General features: G+C 72.1%; 16 protein-coding genes. 2 read left to right on the top strand and 14 right to left on the bottom strand.

What is annotated here, in order from left to right; all coding sequences use genetic code 11:
- Positions 1-105 precede the first annotated feature (105 nt).
- Entirely contained in the window at positions 106-2,247 is a 2,142-nt protein-coding gene (locus FDO69_RS06695) for an MMPL family transporter (protein ID WP_234387857.1), read from the top strand.
- Here FDO69_RS06695 and FDO69_RS06690 read toward each other — a convergent pair.
- Entirely contained in the window at positions 2,228-3,646 is a 1,419-nt protein-coding gene (locus tag FDO69_RS06690) for an RsmB/NOP family class I SAM-dependent RNA methyltransferase (protein WP_104778807.1), read from the bottom strand. The two genes, FDO69_RS06695 and FDO69_RS06690, sit on opposite strands and share 20 nt — an antisense overlap.
- A 356-nt stretch (positions 3,647-4,002) precedes the next feature.
- The gene (gene fmt / locus FDO69_RS06685; protein ID WP_104778806.1) at positions 4,003-4,935 is read right to left on the bottom strand and encodes a methionyl-tRNA formyltransferase; all 933 of its coding nucleotides are present in this window, start codon (positions 4,933-4,935) and stop codon (positions 4,003-4,005) included.
- 398 nt (positions 4,936-5,333) lie between these two features.
- Between fmt and FDO69_RS06680 the strand changes: the two genes are divergently transcribed.
- The gene (locus tag FDO69_RS06680; RefSeq protein WP_104778805.1) at positions 5,334-5,879 is read left to right on the top strand and encodes a hypothetical protein; all 546 of its coding nucleotides are present in this window, start codon (positions 5,334-5,336) and stop codon (positions 5,877-5,879) included.
- A gap of 280 nt (positions 5,880-6,159) precedes the next feature.
- Here the strand turns inward: FDO69_RS06680 and FDO69_RS06675 are convergent, their stop codons facing one another.
- The 12 genes from FDO69_RS06675 to FDO69_RS06620 form a co-directional block, all read right to left on the bottom strand.
- Positions 6,160-8,325, bottom strand: a complete 2,166-nt coding sequence (locus tag FDO69_RS06675; protein WP_104778804.1) for a primosomal protein N' — start codon at positions 8,323-8,325, stop codon at positions 6,160-6,162.
- A gap of 343 nt (positions 8,326-8,668) precedes the next feature.
- A complete protein-coding gene (gene metK / locus FDO69_RS06670) occupies positions 8,669-9,877 on the bottom strand; it encodes a methionine adenosyltransferase (RefSeq protein ID WP_104778803.1) in 1,209 nt (402 codons plus the stop codon).
- 237 nt (positions 9,878-10,114) lie between these two features.
- Positions 10,115-11,317: a bifunctional phosphopantothenoylcysteine decarboxylase/phosphopantothenate--cysteine ligase CoaBC gene (gene coaBC, locus FDO69_RS06665; protein ID WP_104778802.1), complete on the bottom strand. Its 1,203-nt coding sequence runs from the start codon at positions 11,315-11,317 to the stop codon at positions 10,115-10,117.
- Positions 11,318-11,430: 113 nt separating this feature from the next.
- Positions 11,431-11,703, bottom strand: coding sequence for a DNA-directed RNA polymerase subunit omega (gene rpoZ, locus FDO69_RS06660; protein WP_003988945.1), 273 nt, complete (start codon positions 11,701-11,703; stop codon positions 11,431-11,433).
- A 68-nt stretch (positions 11,704-11,771) separates the two neighbouring features.
- The gene (gene gmk / locus FDO69_RS06655) at positions 11,772-12,365 is read right to left on the bottom strand and encodes a guanylate kinase (protein WP_051814725.1); all 594 of its coding nucleotides are present in this window, start codon (positions 12,363-12,365) and stop codon (positions 11,772-11,774) included.
- 58 nt (positions 12,366-12,423) lie between these two features.
- Entirely contained in the window at positions 12,424-12,747 is a 324-nt protein-coding gene (locus FDO69_RS06650) for an integration host factor (RefSeq protein ID WP_003977346.1), read from the bottom strand.
- A gap of 277 nt (positions 12,748-13,024) precedes the next feature.
- Complete coding sequence (pyrF, locus tag FDO69_RS06645; RefSeq protein WP_104778801.1) at positions 13,025-13,870, bottom strand: orotidine-5'-phosphate decarboxylase; 846 nt, start codon at positions 13,868-13,870, stop codon at positions 13,025-13,027.
- Positions 13,867-14,973: a quinone-dependent dihydroorotate dehydrogenase gene (locus FDO69_RS06640; protein ID WP_104778800.1), complete on the bottom strand. Its 1,107-nt coding sequence runs from the start codon at positions 14,971-14,973 to the stop codon at positions 13,867-13,869. Before FDO69_RS06640 ends, pyrF begins: the two co-directional genes overlap by 4 nt.
- A 70-nt stretch (positions 14,974-15,043) precedes the next feature.
- The gene (gene carB, locus FDO69_RS06635) at positions 15,044-18,352 is read right to left on the bottom strand and encodes a carbamoyl-phosphate synthase large subunit (RefSeq protein WP_104778799.1); all 3,309 of its coding nucleotides are present in this window, start codon (positions 18,350-18,352) and stop codon (positions 15,044-15,046) included.
- A complete protein-coding gene (carA, locus tag FDO69_RS06630; RefSeq protein WP_104778798.1) occupies positions 18,345-19,487 on the bottom strand; it encodes a glutamine-hydrolyzing carbamoyl-phosphate synthase small subunit in 1,143 nt (380 codons plus the stop codon). Before carA ends, carB begins: the two co-directional genes overlap by 8 nt.
- Positions 19,484-20,053 carry a PH-like domain-containing protein gene (locus FDO69_RS06625; RefSeq protein WP_104778797.1) on the bottom strand — a complete coding sequence of 190 codons (570 nt, stop codon included), beginning with the start codon at positions 20,051-20,053 and terminating at the stop codon, positions 19,484-19,486. Before FDO69_RS06625 ends, carA begins: the two co-directional genes overlap by 4 nt.
- A complete protein-coding gene (locus tag FDO69_RS06620; protein ID WP_104778796.1) occupies positions 20,050-21,336 on the bottom strand; it encodes a dihydroorotase in 1,287 nt (428 codons plus the stop codon). Before FDO69_RS06620 ends, FDO69_RS06625 begins: the two co-directional genes overlap by 4 nt.
- Between the last annotated feature and the right edge of the window lie 4 nt (positions 21,337-21,340).

The raw sequence follows: 21,340 nt of genomic DNA, 5'->3' as shown, positions 1-21,340 counted from the left end.
GTCCGTCGGGTGCGGGACTCATGTGGCTCGTCGCGCCCACGCGGCGGAGCCGCACACGTCACAGCCCCGCGCCCCTTACCGGGCGTCTTCGCGGAGGGGGCCGTCGTGAAGCAGGGCGTCGCTCACCTGGTCTGCGGGCGGCGGGCCAAGTGGCTCGTGCTGGTCTTCTGGGTGGTCGTGCTGGTCGTCGCGGCGCCGCTCGCCATGAAGCTCACCGACGCGCAGGACAACGACGCCGCGTCCTGGCTGCCCGGGTCCGCCGAGTCGACGCAGGTGCTGCAGATCTCCGAGGACTTCAGGCCGGAGCAGATCCCGGCGGTGGTCGTCTATGCGCGCCAGAGCGGCCTGACGCCGCAGGACCGTGCGGAGATCGCCGAGGACGTGCGGCAGCTGAAGCAGCTCGGCGACCACGGCATCATCGGTGAGCGGACGCGCGGGCCGGTGTTCGACCGGCAGGACGACCCGCGGGCGGCGCAGGTCTTCGTGCCGATCCTGATGGACGAGGAGGGGTGGGAGCGGATCTCACCGGCCGTGGACTCCATCCGCGACGACGTGGGCACGGGCGGTGAGGGACTGTCCGTGCACATCACGGGCCCGGGCGGCACGTCGGCTGACTTCGCCGAGGCCTTCGAGGGCATCGACTCGACCCTGCTGCTCTCGGCGATGGCGGTCGTCATCGTCATGCTCCTCATCACCTACCGCAGCCTGACCCTGCTGCTGGTCCCCCTGATCGCGGTGGTCTGCGCCCTGTTCACCGCCCAGGCGCTGATCTACCTGCTGGCCGAGCACGGCGGCCTGACGGTCAACGGCCAGAGCGCCGGCATCCTCACGGTGCTGGTCTTCGGGGCGGGGACGGACTACGCCCTGCTGCTGGTGGCCCGCTACCGGGAGGAACTGCGCCGGCACGAGGACCGGCACGAGGCGATGGCCCTGGCCCTGCACCGCGCCGGCCCGGCCGTGCTCGCCTCCGGCGCGACCGTCGTGCTGAGCATGCTGGTCCTGCTGGCCGCCGAGATGAACTCGACGAGCGGTCTGGGCCCCGTGGCCGCGATCGGTGTCGCCGTCGCCCTGGTGGCGATGATGAGCCTGTTCCCGGCCCTGCTGGTGATCTTCGGCCGGTGGATCTTCTGGCCGGTGGTGCCGCGCTTCGGGACGCCCGACCCGACCGAGCGCGGCGTCTGGGCCCGCACCGGGCGCCGTATCGCCCGCCGACCGCGGATGATCTGGGCCGTGACGGCGCTCGCGCTGGCCCTCTGCTCGCTGGGTCTGATCCAGCTGCGCGCGGAGGGCATCGGCAACGCGGACGCGTTCACCGGGAAGCCGGACTCGATCACCGGCCAGGAGGTGTCGGCGCGCTACTTCCCGGCGGGCAGCGGTGATCCCCTGGTCATCGTCAGCAACCAGGCGCAGGCCGTGCAGGTGGGCCGCGCGGTCGCCGGGACGCCGGGCGTGGTCCCCCAGTCCCTCGGTCTGCCGCCCGGCACGAGACCGGCCTTCGAGGGCAAGGTCCTCTTCGAGGCCACCATGACCGCCCCGTCGGACAGCGAGGCCGCCAAACAGACGGTGGAGCGGGTGCGGGACGCCGTGCACGCGGTGCCGGACGCCGACGCCGCGGTGGGCGGCGGTACGGCGGCCCTGCTGGACATGGACGAGGCGACCACGCACGACAACGTGCTGATCATCCCGCTGGTGCTCGTGGTCGTCCTGCTGATCCTGTGCGGCCTGCTGCGCGCCCTGGTCGCCCCGCTGCTGCTCGTCGGGACGGTGATCCTTTCCTTCGCGGCGGCGCTCGGCATCAGCGCGCTGGCGTTCCGGTACGTCTTCGACTACGCGGGCGAGGCGACCGACTTCCCGCTGTTCGTCTTCGTTTTCCTGGTCGCCCTGGGCATCGACTACAACATCTTCCTGACCACGCGCATCCGCGAGGAGGCGGCCCGCCAGGGCACCAGAGGCGGCGTGGTCACGGGCCTCGCCGCCACCGGCGCGGTCATCACCTCGGCCGGGCTGGTCCTGGCCGGTACCTTCGCCGCCCTCGGCACCCTCCCGATGGTCGCCTTCGCCGAGATCGGCTTCACGGTCGCCCTCGGCGTCCTCATCGACACCTTCATCGTCCGCTCGGTCCTGGTGACGTCGCTGTTCCTGGACGTCGGGCCGAAGGTGTGGTGGCCGCACCGGCTGGCGCGCCACGACGGCGGGGCGCCCGGCCGGGCGGCCGTGGGAGCGGGGGTCAGCCGGTCCGGCGAATGAGCGCCAGATACATCGCGTCGGTCCCGTGCAGATGCGGCCACAGCTGCACGTCCGGCCCGTCGCCCAGGTCCGGTACGCCGGGCAGCAACGGCCGGGCGTCGAGGAGGTCGGTGTCCGGGTGCTGCTTGAGCACGTCGGCGACGACGGCCCGGGTCTCGGCGAGGTGCGGCGAGCAGGTCGCGTAGCCCACGACACCGCCGACCCGCACGGACTCCAGGGCGGTGCGCAGCAGCCCGCGCTGCAGCGGCGCGAAGCCCTCCAGGTCCTGCGGACGGCGCCGCCAGCGTGCCTCGGGGCGGCGGCGCAGGGCGCCGAGGCCGGTGCACGGCACGTCGACCAGCACCCGGTCGAAGCTGCCGGGCCGCCACGCCGGGCGCGTCCCGTCGGCGGCGATCACCTGATACGGCCCGGGATTGCCGTCCAGCGCCTTGGCGACGAGGCCGGCGCGATGGGTCTGCTTCTCGGAGGCGACGAGCAGGGCGCCCCGCTCGGCAGCCAGCGCGCCGAGCAGCGCGGCCTTGCCGCCGGGCCCCGCGCATCCGTCCAGCCAGCGCCGGTCGGGTCCGTCCAGGGGCGCGTTGGCGAGCGCCATCGCGACGAGCTGGCTGCCCTCGTCCTGCACGCCCGCACGCCCGTCCCGCACGGCCGCGATGGCGCCCGGCTCCCCGCCCTCGGTCAGCCGCACCGCATAGGGTGACCAGCGGCCCGGCACGGCGGCGTCCTCGTCGAGCAGTTCCTCCGCGGTGGCCCGCCCGGGCCGGGCCACGAGCGTGACCTCGGGCCGGTCGTTGTCGGCGCGCAGCAGCTCCTCGATGCCGTCGCGCCCGCCGCCGAGGGAGTCCCACAGCGCGGACACCACCCACCGCGGATGGGAGTGGACGACGGAGAGGTGGTCCTCGGGATCCTCGTCGTAGGGGGGCGCGACCCGCTCCAGCCAGCCGTCCAGATCGTGCTGCGCGACCTTGCGCAGCACGGCGTTGACGAACTTGGCCCGCCCGTCGCCGAGCACGACCCGCGCGAGCTCCACGGTGGCGGACACCGCCGCGTGCGTCGGGATGCGCGTGCCGAGCAACTGGTGCGCGCCGAGGCTCAGCACGTCCAGCACCGGCGGGTCGACCTCCCCGAGCGGTCGGTCCACGCAGGACGACAGGACCGCGTCGTACGTCCCCTGCCGACGCAGCGTGCCGTACACCAGCTCGGTGGCGAGCGCGGCGTCCCGGGCGTCGAAGTCGTCGTTCTCCCGCGCCTTGCGCAGCAGCGGGGGCAGTACGAGGTTGGCGTAGGCGTCCCGCTCGTCCACGGCCCTCAGTGCCTCGAAGGCGAGGATGCGGACGGGGTCCTTCTTGGGCCGACGGTAGGGCTTGCCTGACGTGCGGCCTCGACGGGGCTGTTCGCTCACGAAAAAGGTGCTCCGGGGGTGAGAAGAAGTGCGCCGTCCAGCCTACGCCGCCGGGCGCGGTCAGGAACCGGCAGCGGGGTGTCGGGCCACGCGACGGGCCCGGCAACGGGCGTCGGGCAGCGCGACGGGCCCGGCAACGGGCGTCGGGCCGCGCGACGGGCCCGGCAACGGGCGTCGGGCAGCGCGAAGGGCCCGGCAGCGGGTGTCGGGCAGCGCGAAGGGCCCGGCAGCGGGTGTCGGGCAGCGCGAGGGGCTCCGCAGCGGGGTGTCGGGCCGCGCGAAGGGCCCAGCCCCGGTTCAGCCTCCGAGCTGCTCGCCCTGGCCGGGCCGCGTGAGGGAACGGGACCCACCCTGGCTCATTGTCCGAGCTGCTCGCCCTCGCCGATCCGCACCCCGCGCGCCCAGTCCGCCGCCCGCATCGGCTTCTTGCCCTGGGCCTGCACCCACAGCAGCTCGACGCCGTACGAGCCGGTGCCCGCGTACACGTTGTTCTTCCCGGCGGCGATCTGCCCGGGAGCGAGGTCGGTCCGCTCGGGCACGGGGGTGACCTGGATGAGCTTGAGCCGCTCACCGCGGAACGTGGTCCAGGCACCGGGGGCCGGGGTGCAGCCCCGCACCATCCGGTCGACCCGCAGCGCGGGCGCGCTCCAGTCCAGGTGCGCGTCCTCGACGTTGACCTTCGGAGCGAGGCTGATCCCGTCGGCCGGCTGCGGTACGGCCTTCAGCGTGCCGTCCTCGATGCCGTCCATGGTCGCCGCGAGCAGCCCGGCACCGGCGAAGGCGAGCCGCGTCAGCAGGTCCCCGCTGGTGTCGGTGGCCCGGATCTCCTCCGTCACCGTCCCGTACACCGGACCGGAGTCGAGCCCCTCCTCGATCAGGAAGGTCGACGCCCCGGTGATCTCGTCGCCGGCCATGATGGCGTGCTGCACGGGCGCGGCACCGCGCCAGGCCGGCAGCAGGGAGAAGTGCAGATTGACCCAGCCGTGCGCGGGGATGTCGAGCGCCACCCGGGGCAGCAGCGCCCCGTAGGCCACGACGGGGCAGCAGTCCGGCCCGATCTCCCGCAGCCGCTCCAGGAACTCGGGGTCCTTCGGCTTCGCGGGCTTCAGCACCTCGATCCCGGCCTCCTCCGCCCGCTCGGCGACGGGCGACGCGACGAGCCTGCGTCCGCGCCCGGCCGGCGCGTCGGGCCGCGTGACGACGGCGGCCACCTCGTGCCGCCCGGAGGCGAGCAGAGCGTCCAGAGCGGGAACGGCGACCTCGGGTGTACCGGCGAAGACGAGCTTCATGGGGTGGTGGGGGCCTCTCGGGCGGGGACGATGACGGGCAACGCCCAAGTCTATGAGCCGGAACCGGAGGCAGAAACGGAACGCCGCCGACGACGGCCTGCCCCCCACATGAGGGCTCGGCCTCTCGGCCGACAGCCACGGAACGCCGCCGACGACGGCCCGGCCCCACGCGAGAGCTCGGCCTCTCGGCCGAGCTACGGGCGGTGCGCGGGTGGGAGACCAAAGGCCAAGGGCCGAAGGCCGAGGCGCACACCCCGCCCAGACAGGCGCACGCATGTACTCCCACGCCCCCACACCGTGACCCGCGGAGCGAATCCGCGTTGGTCAAGACAGAGTTGACCACAACGGGCCGCGATCGCGGCCCATTCCCTTTCAACGCCGGTTCGAGAGGCTTGTTCATGGCCGACCACGCAACCCACGACGCCCAGGCTCGGGCCAGCCTGCACTTGCTGGTGCGGGACATCGAGCGGGTCCGCCGGCAGGTGGACGCACTGCGCACCCTGACCGCCCAGTTGGGCAACGTCTACCGCCCGCGCCGCTCCGGCCCTTCCACGGGCTTCGTCGTCTACGGACGCGCTCCCGCCCCGACCGTACGTCTCGCCCAGGAGCTGCGGGACAGTGTCGAGACCCTGGTGACGGCGGCCGTGGACTTCGACCGCTCACTCGGCTTCTCGTGGGACGCGGTGGGCTCCGCGCTCGGAGTCACCAAGCAGGCGGTCCACCGCCGCTACGGCGCCCGCCGCGCCACGGCCCAGTCGGCCGCGCCCGAGCCCGAGCGCACGCCGGAGCCGACGGGCGGCCGCTCGGTCGGTGTGACGACCGGCCTGCCTCCGGTTCCGACGGTCCCCGCGGCCCGTTCCATGCCCACACAGCCCACGGCGGGCAGCCCCGCTCTCCGCGACGAGGCCAGGCCGACGGCCTTCCCGGGCCCCCGCAACGGCTGACGCACCGCACCCCCGACCCTGCCCTCTCGGACCCCTTCCGGGAGGGCGGCCGCGTATCCGGCCGGACCCGCCGACGACTCCCGCCGCCACCCGCACCGCCCCGCGCCCATCGGATGGACGTGGGCGTCCCGGAAACCCGGCAGCAGCTTCCGGCGAGGCCGATCGCGCTCGCCGGGCTCGGCATGGCCCTCGCCAAGTACGTCCGGCGCTCGTGACCCGGCGTCAGCGGCGCCGGCACTCCGTCGTCCGCAGCAATTCCTGGTTCCGGTCCGAGCGACGCTCACCCGATGTCGGCCGGATCGATCCGCACCCAGACCCCGGCACCGGTTCCCGCCCCACCGCCGCTCCCCCGGGCCATCCGCGCGGCCTGCGCGACCTTGAGTGCGGCGGCCAGTGCGGCGCCCCTGCCCGGCGGCACCCGCAGCAGCGCCCGCTCCCAGTGCTCGCCGGGCGGCGGCGCCCCCGCCCGGCGAGGTCGCCCGGGCGCGGGGGCGGGCAACGGCACCGGCCCCAGCACCTCCGCCTCGGTCGGCAGTTCGGCCGCACGGAGGAATTCGGCCACCGCATCCGGCGGGCCCGACACGGCCGCCATCCGCGACACCGGCGGGAACCCCAGCTCGGCCCGCTCGGCGAGTTCCCGCACCGCGTGACCCACGGGATCCCAGCGGACGAGCGCCTGCACGGGCCGCAGCGTCGGCTCGGCCACGACCACGACCGTGCCCCCCGCCGGCTGCGGCCGGACGAGGGACGCGGCCGCGATCCACCGCCGCAAGGCGTCCTCCCCGGCCCGCAGATCGGGCCGCCCGAGCATGGCCCACCCGTCGAGCAGCAGCGCCGCCGCGTACCCGCCGTCGGCGACGGGCTCGGCCCCGGGCGTGCTCACGACCAGCGCGGGCGCCCCCGGCACCGTGTCGAGCACGTGTTCCCGCCCCGAGGTGCGTACCGGTACGGCGGGGAAGGCCCGGCCCAGTTCCTCGGCGGTCCGCCGGGCCCCGACGACCGAGGCGCGCAGGCGGAAGGAACCACAGTCGGGGCAGTGCCAGCCGTTCTCCTCGCGCCCGCACCACCCGCAGTTCAGGGCGCCGCCGTCCGGCGCCTCCAGCGGCCCGGAGCAGTGCCGGCACCGCGCCGGAGCACGGCACTGGGCACACGCCATGCGTGGGACGTACCCCCTGCGGGGCACCTGCACCAGCACCGGGCCCTGCCGCAGGCCGTCCCTGACGGCCTGCCAGGCCAGGGTCGGCAGCCGGGCGGCCCGGGCGGCCTCGTCCCGGGCGAGATCCTGGTCCCCGACCGTCCGGACGAGCGGGGCGGCCCCCCGAACCTGGTCCCGGCCGGCGACGAGCGGCCGCGCCCAGCCGCTCTCGACGAGCTGCGCGGCCTCCACCGTGCAGCCCCAGCTCCCCAGCAGGAAGCCGCACTTGTCCTGGGCGGCCCGCAGCAGGAGCACCTCGCGGGCGTGGGGCTGCGGGGCGTGCTGCTCGCTGTGGCTGTCGTCGCCGTCGTCCCAGAGGGCGACCAGGCCGAGGTCCTGGACGGGCGCGAACATGGCGGCCCGGGTCCCGATCACGGCCCGTACGGAACCGCGCCGCACCGCGAGCCACTGCGCGTAGCGCTTCTCGGGGCCGGCGTCGGCGGTGAGCACCGCGTGCCGTCCCTTCCCCAACAGGGAGGTCAGGGCGGCGTCGACCCGTGCGACCGCCCGTCCGTCGGGCAGGACGGCGAGCGCCCCTCGCCCGGAGGCCAGCGTCGCGGCGACGGCCCGAGCCAGCTCCTCGCTCCACTGCGGCCCGGGCAGCGCGTTCCACACGGCCCGGGGTGCTCCGCCGGACACCAGGGACTCCAGGAAGGCCGCCCCCTGCTCGTACCGCTGCCAGCTTCCCGCCCCGGGCGCCGGGGGCGGTGGCAGCGGGTCGGGTGAGGGCCGCTGCTCGGCCCGTGCGTTGCGCGGCGGGACGGCGAGTTGCAGGACGTCGGCGAGGCTGCCCGCGTACCGGTCGGCGACCGCCCGGGCAAGCCCCAGCAGTTCCTCGCTCAGCACCCGCTCGGGCGACACGACCTGGGCGAGGGCGGCCAGCGGCCCGGAGTAGTCGGACTCGGCCAGCCGCTCGACGAGGAACCCGTCGATCAGTCCACCGCCCTCGCGCCGCCCTTCGCGCACGCGATGCCGCCCGGCCCCGAACCGGACCCGCACGCGCACGCCCGGCTGGGCGTCCGCGTCCAGCTCCTCGGGCACGGCATAGTCGAAGTACCGGTCGAGATGAAGCACGCCCTTGTCGACGAGGACACGCGCGACGGGCAGCTCCTTGGCGAGCGCGGCCCCCCGCCAGGTCCGCGGCTTGGCCCGGGGCGTGTTCGCCTTGCGCACACTGTCCCGGATGAGCGCGAGCTGCTCGGGCGGCGCACCCTCCGCGCCCCCGCCCGACTGTTCGTTCTCGCTGCTCACGCCTGCATTCTTACCAAACACCACTGACAACCGGCAGCGCCCGAGTTCCCCGGCGGCGACGGCGTTCACTCGCCTTGGACCACTCGGCCACGCCACCGGGCACGGCCCGGCCGGCGGCGGGATTCGAACCCGCGGGGCTCCTCCGAGCCAGAAGCATCCGTCACCTTCGCACCGGGCGCCCCGGCACGCCTCCAGCGTAGGGACCGCCCGCCGCTGCCCGCGAACCGTTTTGCCCGCTCAGGGGGGAGACGGCGGGTGCGGTGGAAACGGGCCCCCGGCTGCATGACGAGGCCCGGCTCCCCGAAGGGGGCCGGGCCTCGTCACGACGCCGTGGGATCGGGACCTACAGCCCCGCGGCCTTGCGCAGCGCGTCCACGCGGTCCGTGCGCTCCCACGTGAAGTCGGGAAGCTCGCGGCCGAAGTGGCCGTACGCCGCGGTCTGGGAGTAGATCGGGCGGAGCAGGTCGAGGTCGCGGATGATGGCGGCCGGACGGAGGTCGAAGACCTCGTCGATCGCCTTCTCGATCTTCTCCGTGTCGATCTTGGCGGTGCCGAAGGTCTCGACGAACAGACCCACCGGCTCGGCCTTGCCGATCGCGTACGCGACCTGGACCTCGCACCGGGTGGCCAGACCCGCGGCGACCACGTTCTTCGCGACCCAGCGCATCGCGTATGCGGCGGAGCGGTCGACCTTGGACGGGTCCTTGCCGGAGAACGCGCCACCGCCGTGACGGGCCATGCCGCCGTAGGTGTCGATGATGATCTTGCGGCCGGTCAGGCCCGCGTCACCCATCGGGCCGCCGATCTCGAAGCGGCCGGTGGGGTTGACCAGGAGGCGGTAGTTCTCCGTGTCGAGCTTGATGCCCTCGTCCAGCAGCGCCTTCAGCTCCGGCTCGACCACGAACTCCTTGATGTCCGGAGCCAGCAGCGAGTCCAGGTCGATGTCGGAGGCGTGCTGCGAGGAGACGACGACGGTGTCCAGACGGACCGCCTTGTCGCCGTCGTACTCGATGGTGACCTGCGTCTTGCCGTCCGGGCGCAGGTAGGGGATGGTGCCGTTCTTGCGCACGTCGGACAGGCGCTTCGACAGACGGTGGGCCAGGAAGATCGGCAGCGGCATCAGCGTCGGCGTCTCGTCCGTCGCGTAGCCGAACATCAGGCCCTGGTCGCCCGCACCCTGCTTGTCGAGCTCGTCCTCGTCGCCCTCGACACGGGACTCGTACGCCGTGTCCACACCCTGGGCGATGTCCGGGGACTGCGCGCCGATCGACACCGAGACGCCGCAGGAGGCGCCGTCGAAGCCCTTCTTGCTGGAGTCGTAGCCGATCTCGAGGATCTTGTTCCGGACCAGCGTCGCGATGTCCGCGTACGTCTTGGTCGTGACCTCGCCGGCCACGTGCACCAGGCCGGTCGTGATCAGGGTCTCGACGGCGACCCGGGAGGACGGGTCCTCGCGCAGGAGCGCGTCGAGAATGGTGTCGCTGATCTGGTCAGCGATCTTGTCGGGGTGACCCTCGGTCACGGACTCCGAGGTGAAAAGGCGACGGGACACAACGCTCCCTGAGGTTGCAGCGGCTGCTGGCTGATCATTGGCGGACGGCGGGGGCTGCACCCGGCGCCGTCCGTGGAACAGTTTACGGGTCACGCTTCGGCCACGGTCCCCCTGTCTCGCCACTCGGGAGTGCTGTGACCTGCGGCACGGGCATTCTGCCCAATGGCGAGCGACGTTGGCCAGAGGCGCCACGCCCCGATCGACCGGCTTTCGATGGCGTGCACGGCGTCCGAGACATCAGCGCAGGCGCTCGGCCACCAGGTCCCACACCGTGTCGGCCAGGGCTTCCTTGGGGCCGTGCGCCACGGCGGTCTCGCTGCCGTCGGCGCCCAGCACGACCGCCTCGTTCTCCTCGGAACCGAAGGTCTTGCGCTCCCCCACCTCGTTCACGACGAGCAGATCGCAGCCCTTGCGCTTGAGCTTGGCACGGCCGTTGGCGAGGACGTCGTCCGTCTCCGCGGCGAAGCCGACGATCACCTGTCCGGCGCGGGCCCGGTCCCCGGAGATCTCCGCGAGGATGTCCGGATTCCGCACCAGGCTGATCGGCTCCGGCTCCTGGCCGTCCTTCTTCTTGATCTTCCCCGCCGCGTAGGCCGCCGGACGGAAGTCCGCCACCGCGGCCGCCATCACCACGGCGTCGGCCTCCGGGGCGGCGCGCAGCACCGCCTCGCGCAGCTGCACGGCGGTGCCGACCGGGACGACGTCGACGCCGGCCGGGGCGGGCAGGGTGCTGTTGGCCGCGATCAGTGTGACGCGGGCGCCGCGGGCGGCGGCGGTACGGGCGAGGGCGTAGCCCTGCTTGCCGGAGGAGCGGTTGCCGAGGAAGCGGACGGGGTCCAGGGGCTCGCGGGTGCCGCCGGCGCTGACGACGACGTGCCGGCCCACGAGGTCGGGCTCGGTGACGCCCCGGGCCAGCACGCGGCGGCAGACCTCGAAGATCTCGCCCGGGTCGGGAAGCCGGCCCTTGCCGGTGTCGACGCCGGTGAGGCGGCCCACGGCCGGCTCGATGACGAGGGCGCCGCGGCGGCGCAGCGTCGCCACGTTCTCCTGGGTGGCCGGGTGCTCCCACATCTCCGTGTGCATGGCGGGCGCGAAGACCACCGGACATCGGGCGGTGAGCAGCGTGTTGGTGAGGAGGTCGTCGGCGAGGCCGTGGGCCGCCTTGGCGAGCATGTCGGCGGTGGCGGGGGCGACGACGACCAGGTCGGCGTGCTGCCCGATGCGGACGTGCGGGACCTCGTGCACGTCGTCCCACACCTCGGTGGAGACCGGGTTTGTGGACAGCGCGGACCAGGTGGCGGCGCCGACGAAGTGCAGCGCGGAGGCCGTGGGCACCACGCGCACGTCGTGGCCCGACTCCGTCAGCCGCCGCAGCAGCTCACAGGCCTTGTACGCGGCGATGCCCCCGCTGACACCCAGAACGACCTTCGGCTTGTCCACGTCTCTCCCCGCACCTCGGCAACCGGCACACCGTACGACTCCATGACACACCACAGGCCCGGCAGTCGGCCTGCCGGGCCTGTGGATAAGTCAGCGTCAAGCTGTAAATCTCATTACTGCGCCGGGCCCTCGACCGCCTCGGACGTCAGGAGCCCCGCGTTGATCTCGCGGAGGGCGATCGAGAGCGGCTTCTCGTGGACGTGGGTGTCGACGAGAGGACCGACGTACTCGAGGAGACCCTCGCCGAGCTGCGAGTAGTACGCGTTGATCTGGCGGGCACGCTTGGCCGCGTAGATCACCAGGCTGTACTTCGAGTCGGTGGCCTCGAGGAGCTCGTCGATCGGCGGGTTGATGATGCCCTCGGGCGCGGAGATGGAAGAGGACACGCTCTACCTTCCGATGGATGGGAAAGATTCTGTCGGGGTGATCGGCCGGCCGGAACGGTCAGCGATGGTCACACGACGTCCATCAAGGCTAGCAGCTCGCGTGCCACGTCCTCGACGGAGGTGTTGACCAGGGTGGTGTCGAACTCCGGCTCGGCCGCGAGTTCGATCTTCGCCGCATCGAGCCGGCGCTCGATCACCTCGGGCGGTTCGGTGCCCCGCCCGGTGAGTCTGCGCACGAGCTCCTCCCAGGAGGGCGGAGCCAGGAACACCAGCTGGGCCTCGGGCATCGACTCGCGGACCAGGCGGGCGCCCTGCAGGTCGATCTCCAGGAGTACGGGCTCGCCGTTCTCCAGGCGCTCCTGCACGGCCGCACGCGGCGTGCCGTAGCGGTTGCCGGCGAACTCGGCCCACTCCAGCAGTTCCCCGTTGGCGATGAGCTTGTCCATCTCGTCGTCGGAGACGAAGAAGTAGTGGACTCCGTGCTGCTCGCCGGGGCGGGGCTTGCGGGTCGTGGCCGACACGGAGAGCCAGACCTCGGGGTGTTCCTTGCGCATATGGGCGACGACCGTGCTCTTGCCGACCCCTGAGGGGCCGGAGAGCACGGTCAGCCGCGGACGTACGTCCGGGGGTACGGGGGACGTCCCCCGGGGTGTTGCAGCCATGCAGCGATTATCCAGCAATCGCGGAGTGCCCGGGACTCGCTTCCCCGGACTGCCCGATTCAGGAGCCGGTGCTGCCGAACTCGCGCTCCAAGGAGGCGATCTGGTTGGAACCGAGGCCACGCACACGGCGGCTCTCGGAGATGCCGAGTCGCTCCATGATCTGCTTGGCGCGGACCTTGCCCACGCCCGGCAGCGACTCGAGGAGGGCGGAGACCTTCATCTTGCCGATGACGTCGTTCTCCTGGCCCTGCTTGATGACCTCGTGAAGGGAGGCGCCGGAGTGCTTGAGTCGATTCTTGACCTCGGCCCGCTCCCGGCGAGCCGCGGCGGCCTTTTCGAGCGCGGCTGCGCGCTGTTCAGGGGTAAGGGGCGGAAGAGCCACGCCTACGTCACCTCGGATGTCGAACTGTCGGATACGGACCGGTGAGGAACCTAGTCGCCCCACACCTGGGGAGCCACGAGCAACACACGCTTGCCCGTTCTCTCGTCGGAGACTAGCGGGCAAGTCCGCCGGAGTCATTGAGAACAGCGGAAAAGTCCTGGTCAGCCTTCATCTGAACGGACATTTAGGACATACTGCCCCGGATTTGAGGATGTATTCAGACTCAGGGCCGCCCCGAACCACTCATCGGAGGTCTCACCGGAAGGTCCGGACCGCCTCACGAGGACGTCACGGCGTGACGGATCTCCTCCGCGAAGCGCTCCGCGGCGTCACGCAGAGCGACCGCGTCGGGACCGTGGCGTAGCACTCCACGGCTGACGTTCGGCACGACGTTGCGCACCGCCGCACCGAAGACACCGGGAAGGTCGGCCGGCTCGGCACCCTGGGCGCCGATACCGGGCGCGAGGAGCGGGCCGTTGATGTCCAGGTCGTACGTCGACAGATCACCGAGGGTGGCGCCGACGACCGCGCCGAAGGACCCCAGGGGCTCCTCCCCCGCGTTCTCGGCGGCCAGGTGCCCGAGCATCGTCGCTCCGACGTTCCGGCCGTCGGAGCGGACGGCGTGCTGGACCTCGCCGCCCTCCGGGTTGGAGGTCAGCGCCAGCACGAACAGTCCGGCGCCGCTCTCGCGGGCCAGCGCGACGGCCGGGCTGAGCGAGCCGTACCCGAGGTACGGAGAGACGGTCAGCGCGTCGGAGAACAGCGGCGCGTCCTCGCGCAGGAAGGACTCGGCGTAGGCGGCCATGGTCGAGCCGATGTCGCCGCGCTTGGCGTCCATCACGACCAGCGCGCCGGCCGCCCGCGCCTCGGCGACGCACTTCTCCAGTACGGCGACACCGCGGGAGCCGAAGCGCTCGAAGAACGCGCTCTGCGGCTTCAGCACCGCGACCCGGTCGGCCACCGCCTCGACGACCGTGCGGCTGAACCGCTCCAGGCCCGCCACGTCGTCGTTCAGGCCCCACTCGGCGAGCAGGGAGGCGTGCGGGTCGATGCCGACGCACAGCGGGCCGCGCTCGTCCATGGCCCGGCGCAGACGGGCGCCGAAGGGTTCGAGACCACTCATGCCGTCTTCCTCACGTCGGCGCCCACCGCGTCGGCGAGCGTGGCGTAGGGGCTGGTGGCCAGGAGAGCGGCGAGCCCCTTGTGGATCGCGCGGCCCCAGAAGGGCCCCTCGTAGATGAAGGCGCTGTAGCCCTGGACCAGCGTGGCACCGGCCAGGATGCGCTGCCAGGCGTCCTCGGCGTTCTCGATGCCGCCGACGCCCACCAGCGTGATCCGGTCGCCCACGCGCGCGTAGAGGCGGCGCAGGACCTCCAGGGAGCGGTCCTTCAGGGGCGCGCCGGACAGGCCGCCGGTCTCCTTGACCAGGAAGGCGTCGGACTTCAGGCCGAGTCCCTCGCGCGCGATGGTGGTGTTGGTGGCGATGATGCCGTCCAGCCCGAGCTCCACGGCGAGGTCGGCGACGGCGTCGACGTCCTCGTCGGCCAGGTCCGGCGCGATCTTGACCAGGAGCGGCACGCGGCGGGCGGAGACCGTGCGGTCGGCGGCCTCGCGGACGGCGCTCAGCAGGGGCCGCAGTGCCTCGGTGGCCTGGAGGTTGCGCAGGCCCGGCGTGTTCGGCGAGGAGACGTTGACGACCAGGTAGTCGGCGTACGGCGCGAGCCGCTCGGCGGACTTCACGTAGTCGGCGACGGCCTCCTCCTCCGGCACGACCTTGGTCTTGCCGATGTTGACGCCGACGACCGGCTTGAAGACGGGCGTCCGGGAGGCCAGGCGGGCGGCGACGCGGAGCGAGCCGTCGTTGTTGAAGCCCATGCGGTTGATCAGCGCCCGGTCCTTGACCAGGCGGAAGAGCCGCTGCTTGGGGTTGCCCGGCTGCGGTTCGCCGGTCACCGTGCCGATCTCGACGTGGTCGAAGCCGAGCATGGCCATGCCGTCGATGCCGACGGCGTTCTTGTCGAAGCCCGCGGCGAGCCCGAAGGGGCCGTGCATGCGCAGGCCGAGGGCCTCGGTGCGCAGCTCCTTGTACCGGGGCGCGAGGGCGGCCGCGAGGAAGGTGCGCAGCACGGGCACGCGGGCGGCCAGGCGGATCCAGCGGAAGGCCAGGTGGTGGGCCTGCTCCGGGTCCAGCCGCTTGAAGACGAGGCGGAAGAAGATCTTGTACATGGTGTCCTCACGAGGACTCGGTGTCCTCACGAAGAGGGGGACACCGTTTCCGGTGTCCCCCTCGGGGCTGCTAGTCGCGGGCCGCGGTCAGCTGTTCCGCGTGTTCCTGGAGCGATCGGACGCTCACGTCGCCGCGGTTGAGGGCGTCGATGCCCTGGACCGCCGCCGCCAGGGCCTGGACCGTCGTCAGGCAGGGCACGGAGCGCGCCACGGCCGCCGTACGGATGTCGTAGCCGTCGAGGCGGCCACCCGTGCCGTACGGGGTGTTGACGATGAGGTCGACCTCGCCGTCGTGGATGAGCTGGACGATGGTCTTCTCACCGTTCGGGCCGGTGCCCTCGGACTGCTTGCGCACGATGGTGGCGTTGATGCCGTTGCGCTTGAGGACCTCCGCCGTGCCGGACGTGGCGAGCAGCTCGAAGCCGTGCGCCACCAGCTCGCGGGCCGGGAAGATCATCGAGCGCTTGTCGCGGTTGGCGACCGAGATGAACGCGCGGCCCTTGGTGGGCAGCGGGCCGTAGGCGCCGGCCTGCGACTTGGCGTAGGCCGTGCCGAAGACCGAGTCGATGCCCATGACCTCGCCGGTGGAGCGCATCTCCGGGCCGAGGACCGTGTCGACGCCGCGTCCGTGGATGTCGCGGAAGCGCGACCACGGCATGACGGCCTCCTTGACGGAGATCGGCGCGTCGAACGGCAGCTCGCCGCCGTCGCCGGTGGCCGGGAGCATGCCCTCGGCGCGCAGCTCGGCGATGGTGGCGCCCAGCGAGATCCGGGCGGCGGCCTTGGCCAGCGGCACCGCCGTCGCCTTCGAGGTGAAGGGCACGGTCCGGGACGCGCGCGGGTTGGCCTCCAGGACGTAGAGGATGTCGCCGGCGAGCGCGAACTGGATGTTGATCAGGCCGCGGACGCCGACGCCCTTGGCGATGCCCTCCGTGGAGGCACGCAGGCGCTTGATGTCGAAGCCGCCGAGCGTGATCGGGGGCAGGGCGCACGCCGAGTCGCCGGAGTGGATGCCGGCCTCCTCGATGTGCTCCATGACACCGCCGAGGTAGAGCTCCTCGCCGTCGTAGAGGGCGTCGACGTCGATCTCGATCGCGTCGTCGAGGAACCGGTCGACCAGGACCGGCCGGGAGGGGCTGATCTCGGTCGACTCGGCGATGTACGCCTCCAGGCGCGTCTCGTCGTAGACGATCTCCATGCCGCGCCCGCCGAGGACGTAGGACGGGCGGACCAGGACCGGGTAGCCGATCTCGTCGGCGATGGCCTTGGCCTCGGCGAAGGTGGTGGCCGTGCCGTGCTTCGGGGCCGGGAGGCCGGCCTCCTTGAGGACCCGGCCGAAGGCGCCCCGGTCCTCGGCGGCGTGGATGGCCTCCGGGGAGGTGCCGACGATCGGCACGCCGTTGTCCTTCAGCGCCTGCGACAGGCCCAGCGGGGTCTGGCCGCCGAGCTGGACGACGACGCCCGCGACGGGTCCGGCCTGCTGCTCGGCGTGCACGATCTCCAGCACGTCCTCGAGCGTCAGCGGCTCGAAGTACAGGCGGTCGGAGGTGTCGTAGTCCGTTGAGACGGTCTCCGGGTTGCAGTTGACCATCACGGTCTCGTACCCGGCGTCGCTCAGCGCGAAGGAGGCGTGGACGCAGGAGTAGTCGAACTCGATGCCCTGGCCGATGCGGTTCGGGCCGGAGCCCAGGATGATGACGGCCGGCTTCTCGCGGGAGGCGACCTCCGTCTCCTCGTCGTACGAGGAGTAGAAGTACGGCGTCTTCGCCGCGAACTCGGCGGCGCAGGTGTCGACCGTCTTGTAGACCGGGCGGATGCCCAGCGCGTGCCGGACCTCGCGGACGACGTCCTCGCGCAGGCCGCGGATCTCGCCGATCTGCTGGTCGGAGAAGCCGTGCCGCTTGGCCTCGGCGAGCAGGTCGGTGGTCAGCTCGGGCGCCTCGGCCAGCTCGTCGGCGATCTCCTTGATCAGGAAGAGCTGGTCGACGAACCAGGGGTCGATCTTCGTGTACTCGAAGATCTCCTCGGGCGTTGCGCCGGCGCGGATGGCCTGCATGACGGTGTTGATACGGCCGTCCGTGGGGCGGACCGCGTCGCGCAGCAGCCGGTCCTTGTCGCCGGGCTCGCCGACGAAGGTGAACTGGCTGCCCTTCTTCTCCAGCGAGCGCAGCGCCTTCTGGAAGGCCTCGGTGAAGTTGCGGCCGATGGCCATGGCCTCGCCGACCGACTTCATCGTGGTGGTGAGGGTGGAGTCGGCGCTCGGGAACTTCTCGAAGGCGAAGCGCGGGGCCTTCACGACCACGTAGTCGAGCGTGGGCTCGAAGGAGGCCGGGGTCTCCTGCGTGATGTCGTTGGGGATCTCGTCCAGCGTGTAGCCGACGGCGAGCTTGGCGGCGATCTTGGCGATCGGGAAGCCGGTCGCCTTGGAGGCCAGCGCCGAGGAGCGCGACACGCGCGGGTTCATCTCGATGACGATGACCCGGCCGTCCTCGGGGTTCACCGCGAACTGGATGTTGCAGCCGCCTGTGTCGACGCCGACCTCGCGGATGATCGCGATGCCGACGTCGCGCAGCACCTGGTACTCGCGGTCGGTCAGCGTCATCGCGGGCGCCACGGTGATCGAGTCACCGGTGTGGACGCCCATGGGGTCGAAGTTCTCGATGGAGCAGACGACCACGACGTTGTCGTTCTTGTCGCGCATCAGCTCCAGCTCGTACTCCTTCCAGCCGAGGATGGACTCCTCCAGGAGCACCTCGGTGGTCGGGGAGAGCGTGAGCCCCTGGCCGGCGATGCGGCGCAGCTCCTCCTCGTCGTGCGCGAAGCCGGAGCCGGCGCCGCCCATGGTGAAGGACGGGCGGACGACGACCGGGTACCCGCCGAGCTCCTCGACGCCCTTGAGGACGTCGTCCATGGAGTGGCAGATGTACGAGCGGGCCGACTCGCCGTGCCCGATCTTCTTGCGGACCTCCTCGACGACCTCCTTGAACAGGTCGCGGTCCTCGCCCTTGTTGATGGCCTCCACATTGGCGCCGATCAGCTCGACGCCGTACTTCTCCAGGACGCCGTTGCCGTGCAGCGAGATCGCGGTGTTCAGCGCCGTCTGGCCGCCCAGGGTCGGCAGCAGCGCGTCGGGGCGCTCCTTGGCGATGATCTTCTCGACGAACTCGGGGGTGATCGGCTCGACGTAGGTGGCGTCGGCGATCTCCGGGTCGGTCATGATCGTCGCCGGGTTGGAGTTCACCAGGACGACCCTGAGGCCCTCGGCCTTCAGGACGCGGCACGCCTGGGTGCCGGAGTAGTCGAACTCGGCGGCCTGGCCGATGACGATCGGGCCGGAGCCGATGACCAGGACGGACTGGATATCGGTGCGCTTAGGCACGCTGGCCCTCCATCAGGGATACGAAGCGGTCGAACAGGTAGGCGGCGTCGTGCGGGCCGGCTGCCGCTTCGGGGTGGTACTGGACGCTGAAAGCGGGGCGGTCGAGGAGCTGGAGCCCTTCCACCACGTTGTCGTTCAGACAGACGTGGGACACCTCGGCGCGGCCGAACGGGGTCTCGGAGACCTGGTCGAGCGGGGCGTCGACGGCGAAACCGTGGTTGTGCGCGGTGACCTCGACCTTGCCGGTCGTGCGGTCCTGCACCGGCTGGTTGATGCCACGGTGGCCGTACTTCAGCTTGAAGGTGCCGAAGCCGAGCGCGCGTCCCAGGATCTGGTTGCCGAAGCAGATGCCGAACAGCGGGGTGCCGCGCTCCAGGACGCCCCGCATCACGGAGACGGGGTGGTCGGCGGTGGCCGGGTCGCCCGGGCCGTTGGAGAAGAACACGCCGTCCGGGTTCACCGCGTAGATGTCCTCGACGGTCGCGGTCGCCGGGAGCACGTGCACCTCGATGCCGCGCTCGGCCATGCGATGCGGGGTCATCCCCTTGATGCCGAGGTCGACGGCGGCGACGGTGAACTTCTTCTCGCCGATGGCCGGGACGACGTACGGCTCGGTGGTGGCGACCTCGGCGGAGAGGTTCGCGCCCTTCATCTGCGGGGCTTCCTGGACGCGGGCCAGCAGCGCGGCGTCGTCCCGGACGGCGTCGCCGCTGAAGATGCCGACGCGCATGGCGCCGCGCTCACGCAGATGGCGGGTGAGGGCGCGGGTGTCGATGCCGCTGATGCCGACGACGCCCTGGGCGTCCAGCTCCTCGTCCAGCGTGCGCCGGGAGCGCCAGCTGGACGGCACGCGGGCGGGGTCGCGCACGACGTAACCGGAGACCCAGATCTTCCTGGACTCCATGTCCTCGTCGTTGACGCCCGTGTTGCCGACGTGCGGGGCGGTCATGACGACCACCTGGCGGTGGTATGAGGGGTCGGTGAGGGTCTCCTGGTAGCCGGTCATGCCGGTGGAGAACACCGCTTCGCCGAAGGTCTCCCCCACGGCCCCGTAGGCGCGGCCCCGGAAGACCCGGCCGTCCTCCAGGACGAGTACGGCGGGAGTTTTGGCGGCTCCCCTGGTGGAGGTGGTCATCGTTCGGCGCCTTCCCTGGTGTTCGTTTCGATCATGGAGTTGAGTTTCTGGACCCACTCGTGGTGCTCGGCCGCGTGGTCGGAGCGGAACCCGGAGTCGATCAGCCGGTCGCCGTGCTCCCAGGTGACGATCAGCAGGCCGCCCTCGGTGAGCACCTTGCCTGCGATGCCCTTGTCGAGCCGGGCCTCGCGCAGCGCCGCGGCCGGGACGAAGAAGTCCTGTGCACCGGGGCGTACGACGTCGAGGCCGGCGTCGGTCAGGGTCAGCTCGGCTCGGCTGCGGGTGCCCAGGCCGTGCGCGACGATGCGGTCGAGCCACTGCCCGGCGGTGGTGGAGCCGTGGTAGCGGCCGCTCGTGCTGAGCTTGGCGGGGCCCGGGTCGTCCGGGGTGACGGGCAGCTCGGGCAGATCGCCCTGCAGGGTGCCGCGCCACTTCCAGCCCTCGCGCATCAGCCAGTAGACGAGCGCGACGAACAGGGCGAGGCCGACGACCCATCCGACGCGGGCGGCCCAGTCGGTCACTTGCGCCGATTCCTTCTCGGCGGCCAGCAGGAGTACAGGTGTCACGTGAGCTTCCCGTCGACGAGCGTGGCCTTGCCCCGCAGCCACGTGTGCGTCACACGGCCCGGCAGCTCACGCCCCTCGTAGGGGGTGTTGCGGCTGCGCGAGGCGAAGCCCGCGGGTTCCACGAGCCCACGGTATGCCGTGTCGACCAGGGTGAGGTTGGCGGGCTCACCTGCCGAGACGGGACGTCCGTGGCCGGTGGCCTGTCCGATCTGCGCGGGCTTGACGGACATCCGGTCGGCGACGCCGGCCCAGTCGAGCAGGCCCGTGTCGACCATGGTCTCCTGCACCACCGACAGCGCGGTCTCCAGGCCGACCATGCCCATGGCGGCCGCGGCCCACTCGCAGTCCTTGTCCTCGTGCGGGTGCGGAGCGTGGTCGGTGGCGACGATGTCGATCGTGCCGTCGGCGAGCGCCTCGCGCAGGGCCATGACGTCGCGCTCGGTGCGCAGCGGCGGGTTGACCTTGTAGACGGGGTTGTAGGTGCGCACCAGCTCGTCCGTGAGCAGGAGGTGGTGCGGGGTGACCTCGGCGGTGACGGCGATGCCGCGGGACTTGGCCCAGCGGACGATCTCGACGGAGCCGGCGGTCGACAGGTGGCAGATGTGGACGCGGGAGCCGACGTGGTCGGCGAGCAGGACATCCCGGGCGATGATCGATTCTTCGGCCACCGCGGGCCAGCCCCCGAGGCCCAGCTCGGCGGAGACGACGCCCTCGTTCATCTCGGCGCCCTCGGTCAGCCGCGGCTCCTGCGCGTGCTGCGCGACGACACCGCCGAAGGCCTTCACGTACTCCAGGGCCCGGCGCATGATCACGGCGTCGTGGACGCACTTGCCGTCGTCGGAGAAGACGGTGACGCCGGCGGCGGACTCGTGCATGGCACCCAGCTCGGCGAGCTTGCGGCCCTCCAGGCCGACGGTGACCGCGCCGATGGGCTGGACGTCGCAGTAGCCGTGCTCCTTGCCGAGCCGCCAGACCTGCTCGACGACACCGGCGGTGTCGGCGACCGGGAAGGTGTTGGCCATGGCGAAGACGGTGGTGAAGCCGCCGGAGGCGGCGGCGCGCGTGCCGGTGAGGACGGTCTCGGAGTCCTCGCGGCCGGGCTCGCGCAGGTGGGTGTGCAGGTCGACCAGGCCCGGCAGCAGCACCTTGCCGTCGGCCTCGACGACCTCGGCGCCTTCGGCGGACAGCCCGTTGCCGACCTCCGCGATGGTGCCGCCGTCGATCAGGACGTCCTGGAGCTCGCCGCCGAGCACCTTCGCACCACGGATCAGGATCTTGCTCATCTGT

The organism is Streptomyces tibetensis (genome assembly GCF_007655005.1).
GTDB classification, from domain to species: domain Bacteria; phylum Actinomycetota; class Actinomycetes; order Streptomycetales; family Streptomycetaceae; genus Streptomyces; species Streptomyces tibetensis.
Note: the sequence above shows the minus strand (reverse complement) of the source record. Positions and strands in the feature narration are given on the sequence as shown.